Below are 20427 nucleotides of genomic sequence, written 5' to 3' on the forward strand. Positions count from 1 at the left end.
GCCGGTTCCACAGCAATGACCTTTACCTTAGGGTTCAGAAGCTTTGCCAGGGTGGAAACTCCTGTGCAGAGCCCTCCGCCGCCCACAGGAACCAGGATATAGTCCACGGTGGGAAGCTCCTTTATGATCTCCATGGCGATGCTTCCCTGGCCTGTGGCGATCTGAAGGTCATTGAAAGGATGAACGAAGGTATAGCCGTGCTCCTCGGCCAGCTCATATGCATGGGCACAGGCCTCGTCAAATACATTCCCGGACAGCACCACATCGGCTCCCAGGCTTTTTGTCCGGTTCACCTTGATCAGAGGGGTCGTCACCGGCATCACCACTGTGGCCTTTACGCCTGCCAGCCTGGCCGCATAGGCCACGCCCTGGGCATGGTTTCCCGCAGAGGCAGTGATCAGCCCCTTCTCCTTTTCCTGGTCTGAAAGCTGGCTGATCTTATAGTAAGCGCCCCGGACCTTATAAGCGCCGGTCCGCTGCATGTTTTCCGGCTTAAAATATACCTTGTTTCCAGACAGGCTTGAAAAGTATTCGCTGAAGATCAGCTTCGTTTCCTGGGTCACTTTTTCAACGATCTCCGACGCTTCCTCGAATTTTTCCAGTGTGAGCTCCTTCATTTCCATTGGCTTTATTCTCCTTTATTTCTGGTATCAGACTGAAACAGCGCGTTTACAAAATCCCCCGAGCTGAACTTCTGCAGATCGTCGATCTTCTCTCCCACTCCCACGTATTTCACCGGAATGCCCAGCTCCGACTGGATGGCAACGGCGATGCCGCCCTTGGCAGTTCCGTCCAGCTTGGTCAGGATGATGCCCGTGATGGGGGCGGCCTCCATGAACTGGCGCGCCTGTACCAGGGCATTCTGTCCGGTGGTGCCGTCAAGGACCACCAGGGTCTCACGGTATGCCTCCGGATACTCCTTATCAATGATCCGGTTGATCTTTTTCAGCTCTTCCATCAGATTTTTCTTATTGTGGAGACGGCCGGCGGTATCGCAGATCAGAACATCGGCATTCCTGGATTTTGCGGCGGCAATGGCATCATAGATCACGGCTGCCGGGTCCGATCCCTCCTTCTGGGCGATCAGATCCACGCCGGCCCGGTCAGCCCACTCGGAGAGCTGTTCGATGGCAGCGGCCCGGAAGGTATCGGCAGCCGCCAGGATCACCCGCTTTCCGTCGGACTTCAGCTGGTCGGCCAGTTTTCCGATGGAGGTGGTCTTTCCTACACCATTGACGCCGATCACCAGGACCACGGATTTCCTGTGTTCAAATTCATACGCGTTTTCGCCCAGGTCCATTTTTTTCCGGATGCTGTCGATGAGCACCTGGCGGCATTGGGACGGATCCTTGATGTGCTGTTCCTTCACGGCCTTTTTTAATTCCTCCAGCACAGACATGGTGGTCTGGATCCCCATATCTCCCATGATGAGAGTCTCCTCCAGCTCCTCATAAAAGTCCTCGTCTATGGCTGAAAAGCCGGAAAAGATCGAATCCATACCGGAAACGATGTTTTCTCTTGTTTTTGTAAGTCCGGCTACCAGACGGGAAAAAAATCCCTTTTTCTTCTCTTCCATGGATATCCTCCTACTATTTATCTAAATCGTTTTCGATCAGGCTTACAGATACCAGCGTGGAAACGCCTTTTTCCTGCATGGTGATCCCATAAAGCCGGTCTGCGGCCACCATGGTGCCGCGCCGGTGGGTGATGACGATGAACTGGGTGTGCTTTGTCAGTTTGTGCAGATATTTTGCGTACCGGTCCACGTTGGAGTCATCCAGGGCCGCCTCGATCTCGTCCAGAAGACAGAACGGGGAAGGCTTCAGGTTCTGGATCGCAAATAAGAGCGCAATGGCTGTCAGAGCCTTTTCTCCTCCGGACATCTGCATCATGTTCTGCAGCTTCTTTCCAGGGGGCTGTGAGATGATCTGGATCCCGGCCTCCAGGATGTCCTCGTCCTCCATCAGCTCCAGGGAGCCGTGGCCGCCGCCGAACAGCTCCTTAAATACCCGGTCAAACTCCGCACGGATCAGGGCAAACCGTTCTGTGAACTGGCGCCGCATGCCAGTGTCCAGCTCCTCGATGATCTGGTAAAGGGCCTCCTGGGCAGTGACCAGGTCCTGGTGCTGGGTCTTCATAAATTCATACCGTTCAGAAAGCTCCCGGTAATCCTCAATGGCGTTGACGTTGACATTTCCCAGGGCACGGATCCTGTTTTTCCTCTCAGTGATCTGATTTTTCATCTCTGGTACGGAAACCAGGCTGTCGTCTCTCAGCTCCTGGGCAGCGGTCCGCGTCAGCTCATACTCGCTCCACATATATTCCACGGAGGAGTCCCGTTTTTCTTCCTGCTTTTCTTTCTGTCCCTGCAGGCGGAACAGCTCCTTGTCCAGCCTGGAAAGCCGGTCAGAAAGGGCTTCCCTCCGGGCAAAGAAATCCTTTTGTCCAGCGCCCAGGGCTTCCTTTTCCTGTCTGGCCCCTTCGGCTTCCTTCATGAACGTTCCGGCCTCCTCCTGGACCGCACAGATCTGTTCTTTTATGGCTTCGATCTCCAGGAGCCGCTCCTTTACGGCCTGTTCGCTGTCTCCGGAGCCGGAGCCCAGGGCCTTTTGTTCAGCCAGGAGCCTTCCGGTCTCCTCCTCAAGACGGCTGAGGTTCTGGTCCAGGAACGAATCCTGCTGCTTCAGACCAGCGGCCTCCAGCTGGATCTGGGAAAGGGCCCTGGAGGCCTCTTCCCGCTGGTTTCTCGCCGCCTCAAGAAGCACTCCATCGGATGTGATCGCCTCGTTTCTGGCGGTATTTTCTGCCTCCAGTTCCTCCATGGATGCCAGGAGTCCGGCGATATTCCTTCGGATCTCACGCATCTGCTCCTCCAGCTGGCGGTTTTCCAGGTTCATGTCTGCGGAGGATTCTGTCAGCTCCTCCTTCTTCTGGTTCAGCTGCCGCAGGGACAGCTTTGCCGTATTCTGCTCCAGATACCGGGCCTGGAGAGAGGTCCGGATACTGGAAAGGCTGCTGTTCTTTTCCTCCAGGAGGGCTTCCTGGAAGACCAGCTCCTTCTGGATCCGGTCCACTGCCAGGAGAGCTTTTTTACAGGCCTCCTCCATTTCCTCCATCTCTCTTCTCCGTCCCAGGAGATTGCTGGAATTTTTAAAGGCGCCGCCGCTCATGGAGCCGCCGGGACTTAAAAGATCGCCCTCGGGCGTTACCATGCGGATGGAGTGACGGTATTTCCGGGCAATGGCAATGGCATGGTCCATATGATCCACCACCAGGACCCGCCCCAGGAGATACTGGACCAGTCCCTTATATTCATCCCTTGTTTTCACCAGATCGGCAGCTACGCCGATGGCTCCAGGCTCCTTAAGGGCCTGTGGCTCTGGAAATCCTCCGCGGCCGGAAACGGCGGTCAGGGGAAGGAAGGTGGCCCGTCCGTACCGGTTCTTTTTCAGATGACCGATCAGGATCTTGGCTGTCTCCTCGGAGTCAGTGACCACATTCTGGATGCTTCCTCCCAGGGCCGTTTCAATGGCCGTCTCGTATTCCTTCGGAACGTCCAGAAGGTCTGCCACGACTCCGTGGATCCCCCGGACACGGTCGCGGCATTCCATGACTCTCCGGATGCTGTTTCCATAGCCATCGTACCGCTCCGCCAGGTTCCTTAAGGATTCCAGGCGGGTATAGGAGGTGTGGTATTCCTGTTGGGCATTGTTGAGGTTTTTATTGAGGCGTGCGATCTGTCCGGCCGCCTCCTTTGCCTCCCCTTCCAGTATCTCGCCCTCTGTGACCAGGGTCTCGATGGCCTGGTTCACAGAGGCTAAGGCCTTTTCCTGCTCCTGGATCTGACCGTCCCAGGCCTCCTCGTCGGTCTTTACCTTGAGGAGCTTCTGGGCCACCTCTGAACGGCGCACCTGGACCTGCTCCAAAAGGGTATCGTACCGCTGCTTCTTTACAGAAAGACCGGAGCGTTCATTGAGCGCTCCGATCAACGCCGCTTTTCCGTCCTCAATGGATCTTTCAAGGCCGGATACACGGGAAGAGGCCTGCTCCAGCTGGTCTTCTCCCTCACGGAGCCGCTTCCCCATGGCCTCCACCTGGGCCTTAAGCTGCTGCTTTTCTTCCTGATGGCGGCCTCTGTCCCTTTCTTTTTCCTGAAGTTCTGATTCAATGGAAGCGATCCGGCTCCGGATATGCTCAGCGTTCATTTCCTCGGCACGGATCTGTTCATTGAGCACGCTGATCCGGCCCTCCAGGTTCCTGGCGTTCATCCGCGCCTCATTTCCCAGAGCCTGCTTTTCGGTGATGGTCTGGTCCAGGGCCGCGATGTTTTCAGCGATCCGGTCATACTCTTCCTTTAACTGCTCTGATTCCTGCCTGGATTCCTCCATATGGTTGCTTACGATCCGGCTCTTTTCCTCCAGCTCCCGTAAGGTCCGGTCCGTATCCTCCATTTCTGTCAGGAACAGGTTCACATCGAACCTCTTCATCTCCTCCCTGAGCCGGAGGTATTCCCTGGCTGATGCGGCCTGCTTTTCCAGAGGCCCCACCTGCTTTTCCAGTTCTCCCAGGATGTCGGAGACCCGGACCAGGTTCTGCTTTTCGTCCTCTAATTTTTTCTGGGCAATGGCCTTTCTCCGCTTGAACTTTACGATTCCGGCAGCCTCATCAAAAAGCTCCCTCCGTTCCTCCGGCCGGCCGCTTAAGATCTTATCGATCTGGCCCTGGCCGATGATGGAATAACCTTCCTTTCCGATCCCTGTGTCATAAAACAGCTCGTTGATATCCTTTAAGCGGCACGGGCTCCCATTGAGGAGGTACTCGCTCTCTCCAGACCGGTAGATCCGCCGGGAAACTGTGACCTGGTCAAAATCAATGGCCAGCTTGTGATCGGAGTTATCCAGAGTAATGGCCACATAGGCAAAGCCCTGGGGCTTCCTGGTCTCCGTGCCGGAGAAGATCACGTCCTGCATGGAAGCGCTTCTTAACTGCTTGACCTTCTGCTCTCCCAGGACCCAGCGGACTGCATCGGCCACATTGCTCTTTCCGCTGCCGTTGGGTCCCACGATCCCTGTGATGCCGTTATGAAATTCAAATACGATCTTATTGGCAAAGGATTTGAATCCCTGTACTTCTATGGTTTTTAAATACATACTGCACCTTTTCTACTGGTCTGTTTTTTTCAGCTGGCAGATCCCCCGGTAGGCGGCAAGCTGCTCTGCGGCCTTTTTCGTGCGGCCAGCGCCGCGGCCGATCTCGTGGGAACCGATCTTTGCACAGACCTCAAAGGTCTTATTGTGGTCCGGTCCCTCTTCCCTTATAAGCTCATAGGTCAGAGGATCCTTAAAATCCGCCTGTACGATCTCCTGTAAAATAGTTTTGCTATCGTAAAAGAGCTGTTTATGCTCAATATCGTTTAAAATAAAACGATGAATGAACTCTTTTGCGTTAGCAAGACCACCGTCCAGGTAAATGGCTCCGATCACCGCCTCCATGGCGTCGGAAACCACCGAAGGCCGCTTTCTTCCGCCGGTCATGTCCTCGCCCTTTCCAAGGATCAGATAGTCGCCCAGGGAAATGGCTTCGGCGCAGTAAGCCAGAGCCGGTTCGCATACCAGGCTGGCCCGGAGCTTCGTCATCTCGCCCTCCGGCATGTCCGGGTGGTTCAAAAACAGGAATTCGCTGCTGACCACCTCAAGGACCGCGTCTCCCAGAAATTCCAGGCGTTCGTTGCACCTTTTTTTATCCCAGTGGCGCTCATTGGCATAGGAGCTGTGGGTCAGGGCATGGGGAAGAAGGTGCTCGTTTTTAAAGGTATATCCGATGATCTCCTCCAGCATTTTCAATTTTTTATCCAAGAATGTTTCCTCCTTATAATGGAAAATGGAGCTGGAGCAAAAGAGTCGTATCTGAGTATCCCTTTTGCAGCAGCCCCTGATTTCCGGGATTTCCGGAAAGGTTTAATTTAATGCGTTTTTGATCTGCTCTACGGCGTCGCCTACGCTGACGATCTTTTCAGCAGCCTCTGTGGGGATCTCGATATCGAACTCCTCCTCAATGCCCATGATGATCTGGAATACATCCAGGGAGTCGGCTCCCAGGTCGTCCACGAAGGTGGTGTTCATTGTGATCTCGTCGGCATCAATATTTAACACCTCTGCAATGATCTGCTGTAATTTTTCAAATTCCATAAAAATTTCCATCCTCTCTGTTCTATTATATATTAATTTTAATTTTATGGCTCTTTTATATCCTCTTCCCTCGGGGACAGGCACTGGCCGATCTTTTCGCTGATGGCCTGCTCTTTAAAGGCAATACACTGGATAATAGAGTTCTTCACCTCATTGGCTTTGGAGCTTCCATGGGTCTTCACAACCAGGCCCTTAAGCCCCAGAAGGGGCGCTCCGCCATACTGGGAGGCGTCGAAGCTCTTTAAGGTGGATTTTAAAGCTGGCTTGATGAGAAGGGCGCCGATCTTTGACCGGAGGGAGGACATCATTCCTTTTTTGATCATGGAGATCATGGTGGCTCCCACGCCTTCATAAAGCTTTAAGATCACATTGCCCACAAAGGCCTCGCAGACGATCACATCGGCTCCTCCGTGGGGGATCTCCCGGGCTTCAATGCTTCCGATGAAGTTGATCCCCGGACATTCCTTAAGGAGCGGGAAGGTCTCCTTTACCAGGGCATTTCCCTTTTCCTCCTCTGCTCCGATGTTGACGATGGCCACCCGGGGCCGTTTTACGCCCATGACATGTTCCATATAAATGGAGCCCATCTGGGCAAACTGTACCAGGTGGGACGGTCTGGCGTCCACGTTGGCGCCGCAGTCAATAAGAAGGGAAAATCCCTTTTCCGTGGGGATCAGAGGAGCCAGCGGAGGCCGCTCTACACCTTTGATCCTACCCACGATCACCTGGCCGCCCACTAAAATGGCTCCGGAGCTTCCGGCAGAAACAAAGCCGTCGGCCTCTCCGCGCTTTACCAGGTTCATTCCCACCACAATGGAAGAATCCTTTTTCTTCCGGATGGCGTTGACCGGGGGTTCTCCAGTCTCAATGACCTCGGAGGCCGGGACGATCTCGATCTGTTCTTTTTTATAAGTATATTTTTCCAGCTCTTTTTTAATGATATCTTCCTGTCCGGTGAGACAGACTGTGATATCCGGCCGTTCAGAGACGGCCTCCACAGCGCCCTTTACAATCTCAGAAGGCGCATTGTCGCCGCCCATGGCGTCTACTGCAATCTTTATCATAGTATTGGCTCCCTGTCTAAATCTACCAATAATATACTAGATAGCTTGTATAAAATCAATAGGTTTTTTTGTACAAAAGCTCCGCGGTCTATATTTGTGAACATCTTTCCGGCCTGCACAGGCCCAGGATCCCACAATATTCTTGACACTTCCCGCAAGACTCCTTATAATCGAAAAAAAATCGAATCGCACGTTTAGGAGGAAAAAGCATGAATGGTGCAGCAGCAATGGTCCGGTGCCTTGAAGCAGAGGGGATCACCAGGATCTTCGGTTATCCGGGGGTGGCCATCGCCCCGTTCTATGAGGAGGTCTTTGCCTCCGGCTCCATCGAACACGTTCTGGTCCGCCAGGAACAGGCTGCCGGCCACGCAGCCAGCGGTTATGCAAGGATCGCCAGGAAACCGGCGGTCTGTGTCACCTCGTCCGGTCCAGGCGCCGCCAATCTGATCACGGCCCTGGCCACGGCCTATGCCGACAGCATCCCCATGGTGGCTATCACGGGGCAGGTAAACAGCAGTCTCCTGGGACGGGACGTGTTCCAGGAGGCTGATATGAGAGGTGCCACAGAATCCTTTGTTAAATACAGTTATCTGGTTAAGAACCCGGACGAGATCCCCAGGATCATGAAGGAGGCCTTTTATATCGCGTCCACAGGCCGAAAGGGCCCGGTCCTCATCGACATTCCCTGCGACGTACAGATGGCGTCATTAAAAAAGCCCTTCTCCTATCCCCAGGAGGTGAAGATCCGGGGCTATAAGCCCAGTACCCGCGGCAATGACCAGCAGATGAATAAGGTGATCGCAGCCATCCGGAAGGCTGAGCGGCCTCTGGTGTGTGCCGGAGGAGGAGTGATCCTGGGCAATGCGGAGGCGTGTCTCCGGCAGTTCTGCGAAAAAAACCAGATCCCGCTGGTGACCACGATGATGGGCATCGGCGTCCTTCCCAAGGCCCATCCCCTATATTTTGGAATGCTGGGGAACAACGGAAAGCCCTATGCCAACCGGGCCGTATCCGCCAGCGATCTTCTGATCATCGTGGGAGCCAGGATCGCGGACCGGGCCGTTCCCAGGCCCCAGCACCTGGAAAAACAGGTAAACATCATCCACATTGACATCGATACGGCTGAGATCGGGAAAAACCTCGGTCCCACGATCCCTCTGGTGGGGGATGCAGGGGAGATCTTCGAGCGTCTTCTGGAAGAGGATTTTTCCCTGGACATGGATCCCTGGATCCGGGAGCTTACAGAGATCAAGAAAAGCACCGTGGACCACCGGACCTTCAGCAGCCGTCTGGTGAATCCCAATCTCCTAGTGCAGCGTTTATCGGAAAAAATGGAAGCAGACGCCGTCTATGTGGCAGATGTGGGCCAGAACCAGCTCTGGTCTGCGGACAACTATGTGATGAAAAACGGACGGTTCCTTACCACAGGCGGCATGGGTACCATGGGCTACTCCATCCCGGCGGCCATTGGAGCCAAAATGTGCTGGCCAGAGGCCCAGGTGGTGGCGGTCTGCGGTGACGGCTCCTTCCAGATGTCCATGTACGAGCTGGGCACCATTGCCGTCAACCGGCTTCCCTTGAAGATCCTGGTGGTCCAGAATGAATTTCTGGGGCTGGTGCGGGAGCATCAGGAAAAGACCTATGACGGCCATTATTTCGGTGTGCAGCTGTACGATTATCCTCGTTATGATAAGATCGCAGAGGCATATGATATGGAATACTTTTCCTGTAACAGCAACGAAGATCTGGACCAGGTCCTGGACGGGTTTTTAGCCTGTGACCGCGCCTGCATCATGGTCTGCCGGGTCGACAGCGCCAATAACACCAAATAGGGAGGAACAACAGCATGAAAGGGATTTTTTCCGTACTGGTAGAAAATAAAGACGGCGTTCTGTCCCAGATCTCGGGACTTTTCGCCAGAAGGGCTTTTAACATCGACAGTCTGGCCGTGGGTGTGACGGAACGAAAGGATATTTCCAGTATGACTATCGTTTCCACAGGGGACCAGAGGACCATCGACCAGATCGAAAAGCATCTGAATAAAAAGCTGGATGTGATCAAGGTCCGCAGGCTGGAGGAGACAAAATGTGTTCTTCTGGAAATGATGCTCATGAAGGTCTCCTACTCCCAGACCAACCGGGCCTCCCTGATCGAGCTCTGCAGCGTCATGGGTGCAAAGATCGTCCATGTATCCGCTAAAAACATGGTCATCGAATTTCATGCCGCTCCCGACGAGGTGGAAAACTTCATCGAGCTGGCCAGGAGCTTCGGGATCCTGGAATTACAGAGGACAGGGGCCATCTGCATGTCCAGGGACCAGAGATAATAAAAGAAAAACCGCCGGATCCTTCCGACGGTTTTTCTATATCATAAAATTAATCTTCAACTTTAACGATTTCGCGCTTGTTGTAAGAACCGCATGCTTTGCAGACTCTGTGAGGCATCATTAATGCGCCGCATTTGCTGCACTTAACAAGGTTCGGAGCACTCATCTTCCAGTTTGCTCTACGGCTGTCTCTTCTTGCTTTAGAAGATTTGTTCTTTGGACAGATAGACATGGTTACACCTCCTTAAACTGTTTAAAAATATCCTGGATAACTGCCATCCGTGGATCAAGTGACCTGGTATCGCAGCCGCAAGTCCCATAATTGAGATTTGCTCCACATCTATTACAAATCCCTTTGCAATCTTCTTTGCACAGGACCTTCATAGGCAGGTTCAGTGAGAGTTCATTACATACCAGCCGGTCTGCATCCAGATTATAACCAGTCAGGTACGATTGTTCATCCAAATCCTTTACCCGGTCGTCATCGGAAGAACTCATATCCAGTTCCTGGTCAAAGTCTATTTCGCAGGTGTATTCCACCGGCTCCAGACATCTGGCACATGGAATCGTCAGCGTGACCTTCGTCCCGCCCGTTAAAGCCAGCTTCCTGTTTCCAAGATTCTTTACTGTAACGGTCACAGGCTCAGACGACGCCACCGGATATTTTCCGTCGGCTCCCTCATAGGATCTCATTTCCAGAGGGACTGTCCAGGTCCTCTCCTTACCTTCCAGAGTAAAAACTTCAGATAAATTAATCAGCATATTGTCTCTCCTAATACGCACTAAGTTATTATACCCATACAGGCACAATTTGTCAACAAGATTTTATGTTTTTTTCATATTGTTCCTGAAGAAATTTTCGGTCAATTTTCCCGCTGGCATTCCTGGGAAGGGGATCCAGATACACATACCGGCTGGGGAGCATATACCTGGGAAGCTGCTGCGACAGGCTGGAGGAAATAGTCTTCCTGTCCGTTTCCGTGCCGTCGTAAAAAAACAGGATCCTCTGCTTTTTCTGGTCATAGACACAGGCGCAGCTGGAGATCTCAGGGACCTTCCCGGCTGCGGCTTCGATCTCACCCAGTTCGATCCGGTACCCCAGATGCTTGATCTGGTAGTCCGCCCGTCCGCAGAATTCCAGCAGGCCGTCGGTTCCATACCGGACCAGATCCCCGGTCCGGTAGATCATCTCGCGGGCCGCCGGTTCCAGGGGATTTTGTATGAACTTCCTGGCCGTCTGTTCCGGATCCCGGTAATAGCCCGGCCCCACTGCAGCTCCCCGGATACAAAGCTCTCCTGTCTCTGCCATGCCCGGAAGGATCTCCCGGTCCATTTCATCCAGGACCAGGATCCCGGTCCCTCCGCAGGGGCCTCCGATCGGAAGGGTATCGGTCTCTGCATATTCCCGGTCCACCTCATAATAGCAGCACATGTACATTTCTGTGGAGCCATAGAGATTGATATAATGGGCCGACGGCACATGCTCCCTCCAGTAATTCAGCTGGCGCACCGGCATCACCTCCCCCACAAAGAACACATACCGGAGAAATTCCGGCAGGATCTCATCCAGGGCCCGGAGACTGGCGATGGTTCCCAGGGCAAACGGGACCCAGAATACCGTTGTCACGCGGTGCTGGTTTAAAAGCGGGATCAGCTTTGCAGGGAACGAAAAATAGCCGGCTGGGATGAAAAAGGAGCTGCAGCCGAACTTCAAGGGGCAGTAAAGGTCATGATCCGCCACCACAAAATGGAGCGGAGCCTGGTTTCCCAGTACGTCGTCCGGTCCCAGATCGAAACGGGATGCCAGCCATTCCAGGTTGTTAAGCACCGTCTGGTGGGTGCCCACAACACCTTTGGGCATACCAGTGGAGCCGCTGGTAAAAAGGATGTAAAGGGGATCTGAGGACTTGATACGGGCCCGCAGGGAGGCCAGAAGGGCCTCGTCGGCCGGACGGGCGGCCAGATCCTCCACAAGAAGGACCGGACAGTCCCCGCAGGCCTCCCGGGCTCTGGCCCCCATAGATCCGGAAGTCAGGACAGCCGCCGGTTCCAGGACCGAAAGGATCCGATCCATCCGCGCTTCTGGCATGGCCACATCCACAGGACAGTAGATGCAGCCGCCGCAGGAAACACCCAGGAGTGAAACAGCCATCCAGACACTTTTTTCCATAAAGACGGCCACAGGACGGCCTGGATTCTCTAAAGCGGCGATCCCGGTCCCGATGGAGGCAGCCAGGCGGCGGACCTCTGAAAACGTCATGGAACACGTTTCATCCTCATAGGCCTTCCGCTGGGGAAAGCGGGCAGCGGCTTCCTCCAACAGCGACGGTATATTCCTTTGTGCTCTTCCTTCCACGTTATTTTACCGGAACGAGGACGTATTCAATGGCGTCCACCGCTCCATTGGTCATATAGAAGGAAAGCTGGCAGTTTCCAAGGGTATAACGGAGGGTCCCGAAATCCTCCTTATAATTCTTACCGTAGGCCTTGATCACGTCCTCCTTTTTGGAGCCGGTCTGAACGCCCTCCTGGGTGGCCGCTGTGCCGGAGGTGCCTGCAATGTAAATGGACTCGACGCATTCCTTTCCGGATGCAGTGGAGGTGCCCAGTTCAAAATTATCATAGGTGTAGATCCTGGATTTTCCCTGATAGGCACAGCTGTCCTGCTCAAAGGTACTCTTCGCCTTGCCCAGGGCCTTTAAGATGGGGGCCGCCTCTGCGCCCATAGTGATCACAGTATCTCCTGTCTTAAATGCGTAGGACTCCTCCTTTTTTTCCTCAGCAGCTTCGGTCTTTGACCAGCCAAAGCCGTAAGAGGTGATGGGAGTGACTACCATGGACACTGCCAGGATGGCTGCGGTCAGGTATTTTCCAGACTTTCTCATAGTAAAAGACTTCCTTTCTTTTGTTTATTAAGCGGGGGATCACTGCCCCTGGTAAAATTGCTCTAAATAGCCGAGCCGGGAAAATTCCTCCTCCTGCTCTGCTTTCTTTTCATCATAAAAGCGGCATTTCTCTTCCCACCGGACTGCCAGAGCCTCTTCCTGGCGGCGGTCGGAAACGCCCGGGACCTTAAGAAGCTCCGGTCCCAGGAAACGGGCCACCTTTTCTGCGCCGTACACGTTCATGTGGATGCCTCCGTCATAGGTATCATGGGAAAAATCGATCCCAATGGCCTCTGGATCCTTCATGCAGTTTATGTACGTCAGGCCATGATCTGCGGCATACCGGGCGATCTGCTGGTCCCATTGGTCATACCAGGCCGGATACAGGGCCGGAGCCTTCATGAGGATCAGGGAGATGCCCTTTTCTTCACATAAAACCCGGATCTTTTCTAGATAGTCCCAGCACCGCGGATCGAAGGAATAATCAGACCGCCTCCTGGCGGCGGGAAACTCCCCTGCCGGCCGGATATCAGCCCTCATATAGTAGCCATTATGGGATACGGTCCCTCTGTCCAAGAAATAAGTAAAGTCCTCTTTTTCCAGCTCCTTCCATCTGGAATGGAAGCGTAAAAGCGGGAATATATATTCGATGACATGCTCGTCCTCCATTTTTGTGGCCTGTATGGCCTTCCATTTGGATGGGGACCACCGCATGCCGTCCAGGGTCATACGGTTGTAGCTTTCATTGTCCTGACTGAAATTCGTCATGGAAGACACCGAAAGCACCACCGCGCCCGGAACTTCATATTTAAGAGCATCCTCCAGAAGATAATAGGACTGGGCCATGAGCTGGTTTGCATTTCCACGGATATAGCTGGAAATTCCGAACTCCCTCCAGAGGACTGCCGGAGAGATATTCTCATAGGCTTCGCAGTTCCCCAGGATCAGAACATCATGGTCCGGTACTTCCTTATAATATTCTCCTGTGAGATTCCCTTCCACGACCATTCCCATATACTTGGGGACCAGAAGACGCTGGACAGCCCAGAGGACCAGAAGGGAGATGGCTGCGGCCAGAAGAACAAAAAGCGCATTTGATTTTTTCCTTTTCATGCCCTTCCTCCTAAAAACGATTATAGATAAACTGTCTGGCTTCGTATCCTCTGCCATAAACGCCGGTTACAAGGAGGATCAGAAACAGGACAAAGGAAAGACCATAGGAAACCGGCCAGGGGAGCCGGGAGAGCCGTTCCTTCAGCCCTTCATTTCCGCAGATCTGCCCGGCCAGGGCCATAAAAAGGATCCCCAGGCCCAGGATCATAAGATCCGGTGTGTCCATAAGCGTTCCATAGCCGCCCAACATAAGGGAAAGGAGCCCCTCACCTTTCAGAATCCCCAAAAGACGTGGAAATACCTCTGCGGCAGGATAGTAAATAAACATCCAGGGAAGACAGAATACAAAAAAGGTCCGTACCTTTTGAAAACACTGGTATCCGCGTCCGTCCGTAAAAGGGAAGCGGCTTTGGAGGCTTCGGAACAGGCCCGAAAGCTCCTGGGAAAGGAGCATGAAAACACAGTTTGCCAGTCCCCAGAGGACCCAGTTCCAGGAAGCCCCGTGCCAGATCCCTGTCACAGACCAGACTGTAAGGGAGGCCAGATAGACCGGCACTTTCCCGGCGGCCTTTTTCCCGGCCAGGCGGCCAGCAGCCGCAGAAAGCTTCCTGGCCGCCTGGCTGGTGGATACGGGGAAAAAGATATACTCCCGGAACCACTGCATCAGGGTCATATGCCACCGCCGCCAGAACTCTGCCAGGCTCCGGGATGAAAAGGGCCGGTCAAAGTTTTCCGGAAGGCGGATCCCAAACATTTCCGAAATACCAAGGATAATATCGATTCCTCCCGAAAAATCGGCGTAAAGCTGGATCACATGTCCGACGATCCCCAGTAAGACGTAAACGCCTCCATAAATTTCCGGGGATCCGGTGATCATGGATGCAGCAGGCCCGATCCGGTCTGCCACCACCAGCTTTTTAAAATATCCCCAGAGCACTCTCTGCCCTCCGGCTGCCAGCCGGTCCATGGAAAAGCGGTGGGGAGAATAAAGCTCCTCCTTCAGCCGGTCAAAGCGGCTGATGGGCCCCACGGTGAGCTGCGGGAAATAGAATACGAACAGTGCAGTCCGCAGAAGGCTTTTTTCCGGATCATATTTTCTCTGGTAAACATCGATCAGATACCCCATGGACTGGAAGGTATAATAGGAGATCCCCAGAGGAAGGACCCAGTCTGCGTACTCCATCTCACCGGAAATTCCGGCCAGGTGAAGGATCCCCTCCACATTGGAAAGCAGGAAATTTGTGTACTTTAAAACGGCCAGGATGCCGAAGTTCAGCAGAAGCCCAAGGATCAGGAAACGTTTCTGCCTGGCCTTCAACCTCTGGTTATACGCCTTTTTCTGCGTCCGGTCCGGCTGCTCTTTCTGTACCCAGTTCCGGTACTGGTCCGTCATGGAGCCGATCTTACGCGCCAGATACCAGACAGAGACCGAAGAAGCCGCAGGATAAAGGATCCACAGAGGGCCTGCAAAACCGTAAAACAGGATGCTGGCCGCTAAAAGGATCCGCCACTGGAACCGCCCTGGGACTATGTAATACAGAAGCAGGAGGACTGCACAGAAAAATCCAAACCCGTACGATACAAGAGCCATGATCAGCCGGCTCCTCCCAGCCTCTCGATCAGCGCCCAGATGCTTTCCGCTGAATTAAAATTGTCAGGAACGATCTCGCTGGAGGGGATGGAGATATCAAACGTGCTGTCGATCTCCGTCACCAGGCGTACCAGTTCAAAGGAGGTCAGGATATCGTCGTCCACCAGGGCCGTGCTGTTTTTGTAATCCTCTCCAGGTATAATGTCCTCCAGGATCTCATATAACTCTTCCATACTGTATCTCTCCCATCTATGTATTGGTTTTCCCGCCTGGAAGCCAGACGGCCGTACTCATATGATCCGTAACCGCTCAGCCATGCATTTTCCTGTTCGGAGCCTTGCACGGCTGAACGGTCACGCTTATTCCGGAGTTGCCGGATAAAGCCGGCGGTCAAAGGTGAAGCACCCGCCATGCTGTCTGGAATACTGTTCCATCTGATCATCGGTCCACAGGAAGAAATATCCTCCGGCCCGGCGCGGAGTCGCATCAAAATGATACCAGCTGCCGTCGATGTTCACCAGATTCCAGTAGTGATGGTTATCCGTAGACCGGACCACCTCGATGCCTGCGATCCCGGCCCGGCTTAAAAGCAGCTGGGATACAGAATAATAAGTAAAGCAGTCGCCCCGCCGCAGCCGGAGGCCCTGGTAAGCCTCCTGGACCCAGTCGCGGGTGGCTGAGGCTCCGCTGTAACGGATGTTTCCGCGTACCCAGTTATAAATGGCCTCTGCCTTCTGGCGCTGGTCCATGGCGTCATTTATGATCTCGGACAGGATCTGATCCGCCATCTGGTCGCAGGTACGGTGCAGCTCTGTCTTTTCGTTTTCCGGAGGGATCTCTGTGACCGCCTTGTAGGGCCAGTCCTCTCCTGGTATAAAATTCATGGATGGGGCAGAGGGACGCTGGGAAACCATGCTTCCCCTTCCCGTCTCATCAAAACGATAAAGGATGCCGTCGATCTCCTTTTCAGAATTTTTTAAAACCGTCTGGTCGTCATTGATATAGTAAAAATCATTCTTCCAGACCGTCAGCCCGCTGGCCTTCTGTCCCTGGCTGTCAAAGAAATAGTTTTCTCCGCCAATGGAAAAGGGGCCCGTTGCCAGATGGCCTTCTGAAAAATAATAGGAAGCATCGTCAATGGTACGCCATCCGTCCGTCACATAAGCCCCGCTGGGCTTCCGGTAGAGCCAGTGAACGCCGTCCCAGAGCCAGCCAATGTGATCCGTACCGGTATAGGTACTTTTTCCTTCGCCGTCAAATGAGTACCAGCCGTCCTCCAGATAGGATGTGCAGTCCGTAAACAGCCGTCCATCTGTGATCCCCAGATAGTACCGGATCCCATTCTCTTCATACCATCCGGTACGGGCGTATCCGTTCTCGTCAAAGCAATACCAGCTTCCGGTGTCAGACTGGAACCATCCCACAGGCCAGGTCCCATCCGCGTTCTGATACCAGAGTCCGGTCTCATCTTTAATAAACTGGCCTCCATAGGCCTCCATTCCAAGAAAAATGGAGAATGCTGCGGCCAGCAGACAGGCCCGTTTTTTCATTGATACTCCTCCTGTTTCATATGATCGGTCATAATTATTGTAAGCCCTGTGTCTTTTGGAGTCAATCCCAAAAAACTGCCCGCCGTGAATGCATCACGACGGGCAGATATAGGCCGGATCTGTTTTCCTTATACCAGAGCCAGAGTTTCTCTTGCGATTGCTAACTCCTCGTTGGTGGGGATCACCATAACCTGGACCTTGGAGTCCGGAGTGGAGATCACCACATCCTTGCCGCGGATGCTGTTGGCCTCGTCGTCGATCTTGATTCCCAGGTAGGAAAGGTGGTCGCAGATGGCCTTTCTTGTGGACTTGCCGTTTTCTCCAAGACCTGCGGTAAATGCGATCACATCAACGCCGTCCATAGCAGCAACGTAAGCACCGATGTACTTAACAACGCGGTAGTTGTATGCCTTTAAGGCCTTTTCAGCGCGGTCGTTTCCGGCAGCGGCAGCCTCTTCCAGGTCACGGAAGTCGCTGGATACTCCAGAAAGGCCCAGAACGCCAGATTTCTTATTGAGCACGTTCATAACGCCTGCAATATCCAGGTTCTCCTTCTTTGCGATGTATTCCATGATAGCCGGATCCATATCGCCGGAACGGGTTCCCATGATCAGTCCCTCAAGAGGAGTCAGACCCATGCTGGTATCAACGGATTTACCGTTCTTTACTGCAGAAAGGCTTGCGCCGTTGCCCAGGTGGCAAACGATGATCTTAAGGTCCTCATAGGGCTTTCCAGCTACTTCAGCAGCCTTTTTGGATACGAAGCTGTGGGAGGTTCCGTGGAAGCCGTATCTTCTTACCTTGTAGTTCTCATAGTACTCGTAGGGAAGGCCGTAAAGATAAGCCTCCTCCGGCATTGTCTGATGGAAAGCGGTATCGAATACTGCTACCATGGGAACGCCCGGCATTAACTCCTGGCATGCACGAATACCGATCAGGTTTGCCGGGTTGTGGAGCGGAGCCAGATCGTTGCACTCTTCGATGGCCTTGATGGCGTCCTCTGTGAGCAGCGTGGAGGAGGTGAATTTCTCTCCGCCATGAACCACACGGTGGCCCACAGCTCCAACCTCTTTTAAGCTCTTGATCACGCCGTTCTTCTCATTAGTAAGGGCATCCAGTACCAGCTGGATCGCCTGGGTATGGGTCGGCATGGGGGAAACGGTAACTTCCTTGTCTCCGCCGGCCGGCTGGTAAGTGATCTGGCTGCCTTCGATCCCGATTCTCTCGCAGAGGCCCTTTGCAAGGACTGCCTCTGTATCAGAGTTGATGAGCTGGTACTTTAAAGAAGAGCTTCCGCAGTTGATAACTAAAATATTCATTTCCATAAACTCCTTTTCCTGTTTCCGATTGGTTTATTTTGCCATCTGGGCCTGTACGGCAGTCAGGGCTACCACGCCTACGATATCCTCGGCAGAGCAGCCGCGGGATAAGTCGTTGACCGGTTTTGCGATACCCTGGAGCATGGGGCCGTAAGCCTCAGCCTTTGCCAGTCTCTGCACCAGCTTATAGCCGATATTTCCACAGTCCAGGTTAGGGAAGATCAGCACGTTGGCCTGTCCGGCAACCTTGCTGTCTTTTGCTTTGGATTTTGCAACAGACGGAACGATCGCTGCATCCAGCTGGAGCTCTCCGTCTAAGTTTAATTCCGGATACTTCTCATGGGCAATGCTTACAGCCGCCGTTACCTTATCCACCAGAGCGTGCTTGGCGCTGCCTTTGGTGGAATGGGACAGCATTGCGATCTTCGGCTCCTCGCCGGTAAGGGCACGGAAGCTGTCGGAGCTGCTGTTGGCGATGGCTGCCAGTTCCTCAGAGGTGGGATCCTGGTTTAAGCCGCAGTCTGCAAACAGGAAGGTGCCGTTGGCGCCGTATTCGCAGTTGGGAACGTCCATGATGAAGAAACCGGAAACGAGCTCGGTTCCAGGAGCCGTTTTAAGGATCTGGAGAGCCGGTCTTAAGGTATCAGCGGTTGCGTGGCATGCACCGGCTACAAGACCATCTGCATCGCCTTCCTTTACCATCATAACGCCGTAGGTAATAAGATCGCTCTTTAAGGTGGCAGTGGCCTTTTCCAGGGTCATGCCCTTTTTCTCTCTCAGCTTAAACAGAGTTTCAGCATAGTGGTCAAATTTCGGATCTGTTTCCGGATCCACGATCTTTACGCCTTCAATATCAGCGTTCAGCGCTGCTGCGTCTTTTTTAATGGTTTCTGCATTACCAACGAGGATCAGGTCGGCAGTTCCCTCTTTTAAGATCTGGGCGGCAGCGGTCAGAGTTCTCTGGTCTTCGCTTTCCGGCAGAACGATGGTCTTTCTGTTCTGTCTGGCCTTTTCTTTCATAAGATCAATGAATGCCATGATAATTACTCCCTTCTGGTTTCCATAGTATTTTTATCATACCTGTTTCTATTATATCGCACACAAATTGGCGATACAAGTTCGTTTTTCCAAAATTTTGCACTTTTTTCAATACGTTTTGTTAAAAAAAAGACGGGCAGAAGGAATCTCCCTTCCGCCCATGCCTTTACACAGTCTCTTTTCTTCTATTTATTTAAATTTTCTCGTAATCTTCCACATCGATCACAAAGATCGTAGCGCCGCCCACTTCCACGTTCATCGGCATTGTGGCACAGTTCATCATTGCAGAGCCGGAGATATACGGCATATTGATGGTGATCTTCTGTCTTGCGCCGCATTCCTTTTTGATCGTTTCGATGGCTTCTTTTACACGCTCCTCTTCGGTACCGATCATCAGAGTCGTATTGCCTTTCCGTAAGAAGCCGCCGGTGGATGAAAGCTTTGTGATACTGAAACGTTTCTGGGTCAGGGCGTTGACCACTTCATCCTCATTATCATATCGTATAATAGCGAAAATCAGTTTCATAGGATCAGTCCTTTCTTTTCTGGATTTTCTCTAGTATAGCACAGTTTTTGTCAAAAAACAAATGAATATTTCATTAATTTCATATCAATTTCCCGGGATTTTTCCAGTTGATTTCCCTGGGCTTGTATGATAAGGTAACAAAAAACGTGTGAGGTCAGATAAATGAAAACAGCAGCCGTCATTGCAGAATACAATCCGTTCCACAACGGCCACAGCCGCCATCTCAAAAAAGCAAGGGCCCTTACGGGGGCGGATTTTGTCATGGCAGTCATGAGCGGGGACTTTGTCCAGCGGGGCGCTCCGGCGGTCTTCCATAAATATATGCGCACCAGGATGGCCCTTCTTTCCGGGGCGGACCTGGTGCTGGAAATGCCAATCTTCGGGTCGGTGGCCAGTGCAGAGGATTTTGCCTCCTGCGGCGTCTCCATGGCCGCCAGGACCGGAGCGGCGGATTTTCTCTCCTTTGGCAGCGAATCCGGGGACCTTAAGCTCCTGGAACGCCAGGCCGCCCTTTACGAGGCGGAAACACCGGAGGTCTCTGCGCGTATCCGGGAGGGGTTAAAGCGGGGGCTTTCCTGGCCAAGGGCCAGGGAGGAGGCCTTCCTCCATACAAACGCTCCAGTCCCTGTTTCCCCCAACGATATCCTGGCCTGCGAATACCTGCGGGCCATCAAAAGCCATGGCTCCTCCATGCTCCCGGTCCCGGTGGAACGGAATGACGGGGGCTATCACAGCAGCGGGAGAAAAGGAAGCTTTGCCTCTGCCACTGCCATCCGGAAGGCTCTGGCAGAAAATGACCTGGATTTTTTAACTGAGGTGGTGCCGGA

The 20427-nt window shown here is 53.2% G+C and carries 20 protein-coding genes; 3 read left to right on the top strand and 17 right to left on the bottom strand.

Annotation, left to right across the window (positions count from 1 at the left end):
• The 6 genes from WIH05_RS05505 to plsX all read right to left on the bottom strand — a co-directional run.
• The coding region (locus tag WIH05_RS05505; protein ID WP_337425087.1) for a threonine/serine dehydratase at nucleotides 1-617 on the bottom strand (617 nt) is incomplete at its 3' end.
• Nucleotides 618-628: 11 nt separating this feature from the next.
• Complete coding sequence (gene ftsY, locus WIH05_RS05510) at nucleotides 629-1576, bottom strand: signal recognition particle-docking protein FtsY (RefSeq protein ID WP_022272906.1); 948 nt, start codon at nucleotides 1574-1576, stop codon at nucleotides 629-631.
• A 13-nt stretch (nucleotides 1577-1589) separates the two neighbouring features.
• Nucleotides 1590-5150: a chromosome segregation protein SMC gene (gene smc, locus WIH05_RS05515; RefSeq protein WP_022272905.1), complete on the bottom strand. Its 3561-nt coding sequence runs from the start codon at nucleotides 5148-5150 to the stop codon at nucleotides 1590-1592.
• 12 nt (nucleotides 5151-5162) lie between these two features.
• The gene (gene rnc / locus WIH05_RS05520; protein ID WP_022272904.1) at nucleotides 5163-5855 is read right to left on the bottom strand and encodes a ribonuclease III; all 693 of its coding nucleotides are present in this window, start codon (nucleotides 5853-5855) and stop codon (nucleotides 5163-5165) included.
• A 102-nt stretch (nucleotides 5856-5957) separates the two neighbouring features.
• Nucleotides 5958-6188 (bottom strand): acyl carrier protein, encoded by a 231-nt coding sequence (acpP, locus tag WIH05_RS05525; RefSeq protein WP_022272903.1) that lies wholly within the window; start codon nucleotides 6186-6188, stop codon nucleotides 5958-5960.
• A gap of 44 nt (nucleotides 6189-6232) precedes the next feature.
• On the bottom strand, nucleotides 6233-7252 hold the full coding sequence (plsX, locus tag WIH05_RS05530; protein ID WP_022272902.1) for a phosphate acyltransferase PlsX: 1020 nt from the start codon (nucleotides 7250-7252) through the stop codon (nucleotides 6233-6235).
• 209 nt (nucleotides 7253-7461) lie between these two features.
• On the opposite strand from plsX, the gene ilvB reads away from it, so the two are divergent.
• Complete coding sequence (gene ilvB / locus WIH05_RS05535; protein WP_337425082.1) at nucleotides 7462-9084, top strand: biosynthetic-type acetolactate synthase large subunit; 1623 nt, start codon at nucleotides 7462-7464, stop codon at nucleotides 9082-9084.
• A gap of 14 nt (nucleotides 9085-9098) precedes the next feature.
• Entirely contained in the window at nucleotides 9099-9578 is a 480-nt protein-coding gene (gene ilvN, locus WIH05_RS05540) for an acetolactate synthase small subunit (RefSeq protein WP_022272900.1), read from the top strand.
• Nucleotides 9579-9627: 49 nt separating this feature from the next.
• Here the strand turns inward: ilvN and rpmF are convergent, their stop codons facing one another.
• The 11 genes from rpmF to WIH05_RS05595 form a co-directional block, all read right to left on the bottom strand.
• Nucleotides 9628-9810 (bottom strand): 50S ribosomal protein L32, encoded by a 183-nt coding sequence (gene rpmF, locus WIH05_RS05545; protein WP_022272899.1) that lies wholly within the window; start codon nucleotides 9808-9810, stop codon nucleotides 9628-9630.
• Between the two features lie 2 nt (nucleotides 9811-9812).
• Nucleotides 9813-10340, bottom strand: a complete 528-nt coding sequence (locus tag WIH05_RS05550; protein WP_022272898.1) for a DUF177 domain-containing protein — start codon at nucleotides 10338-10340, stop codon at nucleotides 9813-9815.
• A gap of 52 nt (nucleotides 10341-10392) precedes the next feature.
• On the bottom strand, nucleotides 10393-11934 hold the full coding sequence (locus tag WIH05_RS05555) for an amino acid adenylation domain-containing protein (protein ID WP_337425083.1): 1542 nt from the start codon (nucleotides 11932-11934) through the stop codon (nucleotides 10393-10395).
• Nucleotide 11935: 1 nt separating this feature from the next.
• A complete protein-coding gene (locus WIH05_RS05560) occupies nucleotides 11936-12463 on the bottom strand; it encodes a hypothetical protein (RefSeq protein WP_022274015.1) in 528 nt (175 codons plus the stop codon).
• A gap of 39 nt (nucleotides 12464-12502) precedes the next feature.
• The gene (locus WIH05_RS05565) at nucleotides 12503-13576 is read right to left on the bottom strand and encodes an SGNH/GDSL hydrolase family protein (protein ID WP_337425084.1); all 1074 of its coding nucleotides are present in this window, start codon (nucleotides 13574-13576) and stop codon (nucleotides 12503-12505) included.
• Between the two features lie 10 nt (nucleotides 13577-13586).
• The gene (locus WIH05_RS05570; protein WP_337425085.1) at nucleotides 13587-15167 is read right to left on the bottom strand and encodes an MBOAT family O-acyltransferase; all 1581 of its coding nucleotides are present in this window, start codon (nucleotides 15165-15167) and stop codon (nucleotides 13587-13589) included.
• A 2-nt stretch (nucleotides 15168-15169) separates the two neighbouring features.
• Complete coding sequence (locus WIH05_RS05575) at nucleotides 15170-15400, bottom strand: hypothetical protein (protein WP_022274010.1); 231 nt, start codon at nucleotides 15398-15400, stop codon at nucleotides 15170-15172.
• 126 nt (nucleotides 15401-15526) lie between these two features.
• Nucleotides 15527-16717 (bottom strand): transglutaminase-like domain-containing protein, encoded by a 1191-nt coding sequence (locus WIH05_RS05580; protein WP_022274009.1) that lies wholly within the window; start codon nucleotides 16715-16717, stop codon nucleotides 15527-15529.
• A gap of 128 nt (nucleotides 16718-16845) precedes the next feature.
• Nucleotides 16846-18036 carry an acetate kinase gene (locus WIH05_RS05585; protein WP_022274008.1) on the bottom strand — a complete coding sequence of 397 codons (1191 nt, stop codon included), beginning with the start codon at nucleotides 18034-18036 and terminating at the stop codon, nucleotides 16846-16848.
• A gap of 33 nt (nucleotides 18037-18069) precedes the next feature.
• Nucleotides 18070-19074 (bottom strand): phosphate acetyltransferase, encoded by a 1005-nt coding sequence (gene pta / locus WIH05_RS05590; protein ID WP_022274007.1) that lies wholly within the window; start codon nucleotides 19072-19074, stop codon nucleotides 18070-18072.
• A 193-nt stretch (nucleotides 19075-19267) separates the two neighbouring features.
• A complete protein-coding gene (locus WIH05_RS05595) occupies nucleotides 19268-19600 on the bottom strand; it encodes a cyclic-di-AMP receptor (protein WP_022274006.1) in 333 nt (110 codons plus the stop codon).
• Nucleotides 19601-19762: 162 nt separating this feature from the next.
• Between WIH05_RS05595 and WIH05_RS05600 the strand changes: the two genes are divergently transcribed.
• On the top strand, nucleotides 19763-20427 hold a 665-nt coding region (locus WIH05_RS05600; RefSeq protein WP_337425086.1), incomplete at its 3' end, for a nucleotidyltransferase family protein.

Origin of the sequence: Alitiscatomonas sp., from assembly GCF_037242085.1 — a bacterium.
GTDB classification, from domain to species: domain Bacteria; phylum Bacillota; class Clostridia; order Lachnospirales; family Lachnospiraceae; genus Alitiscatomonas; species Alitiscatomonas aceti.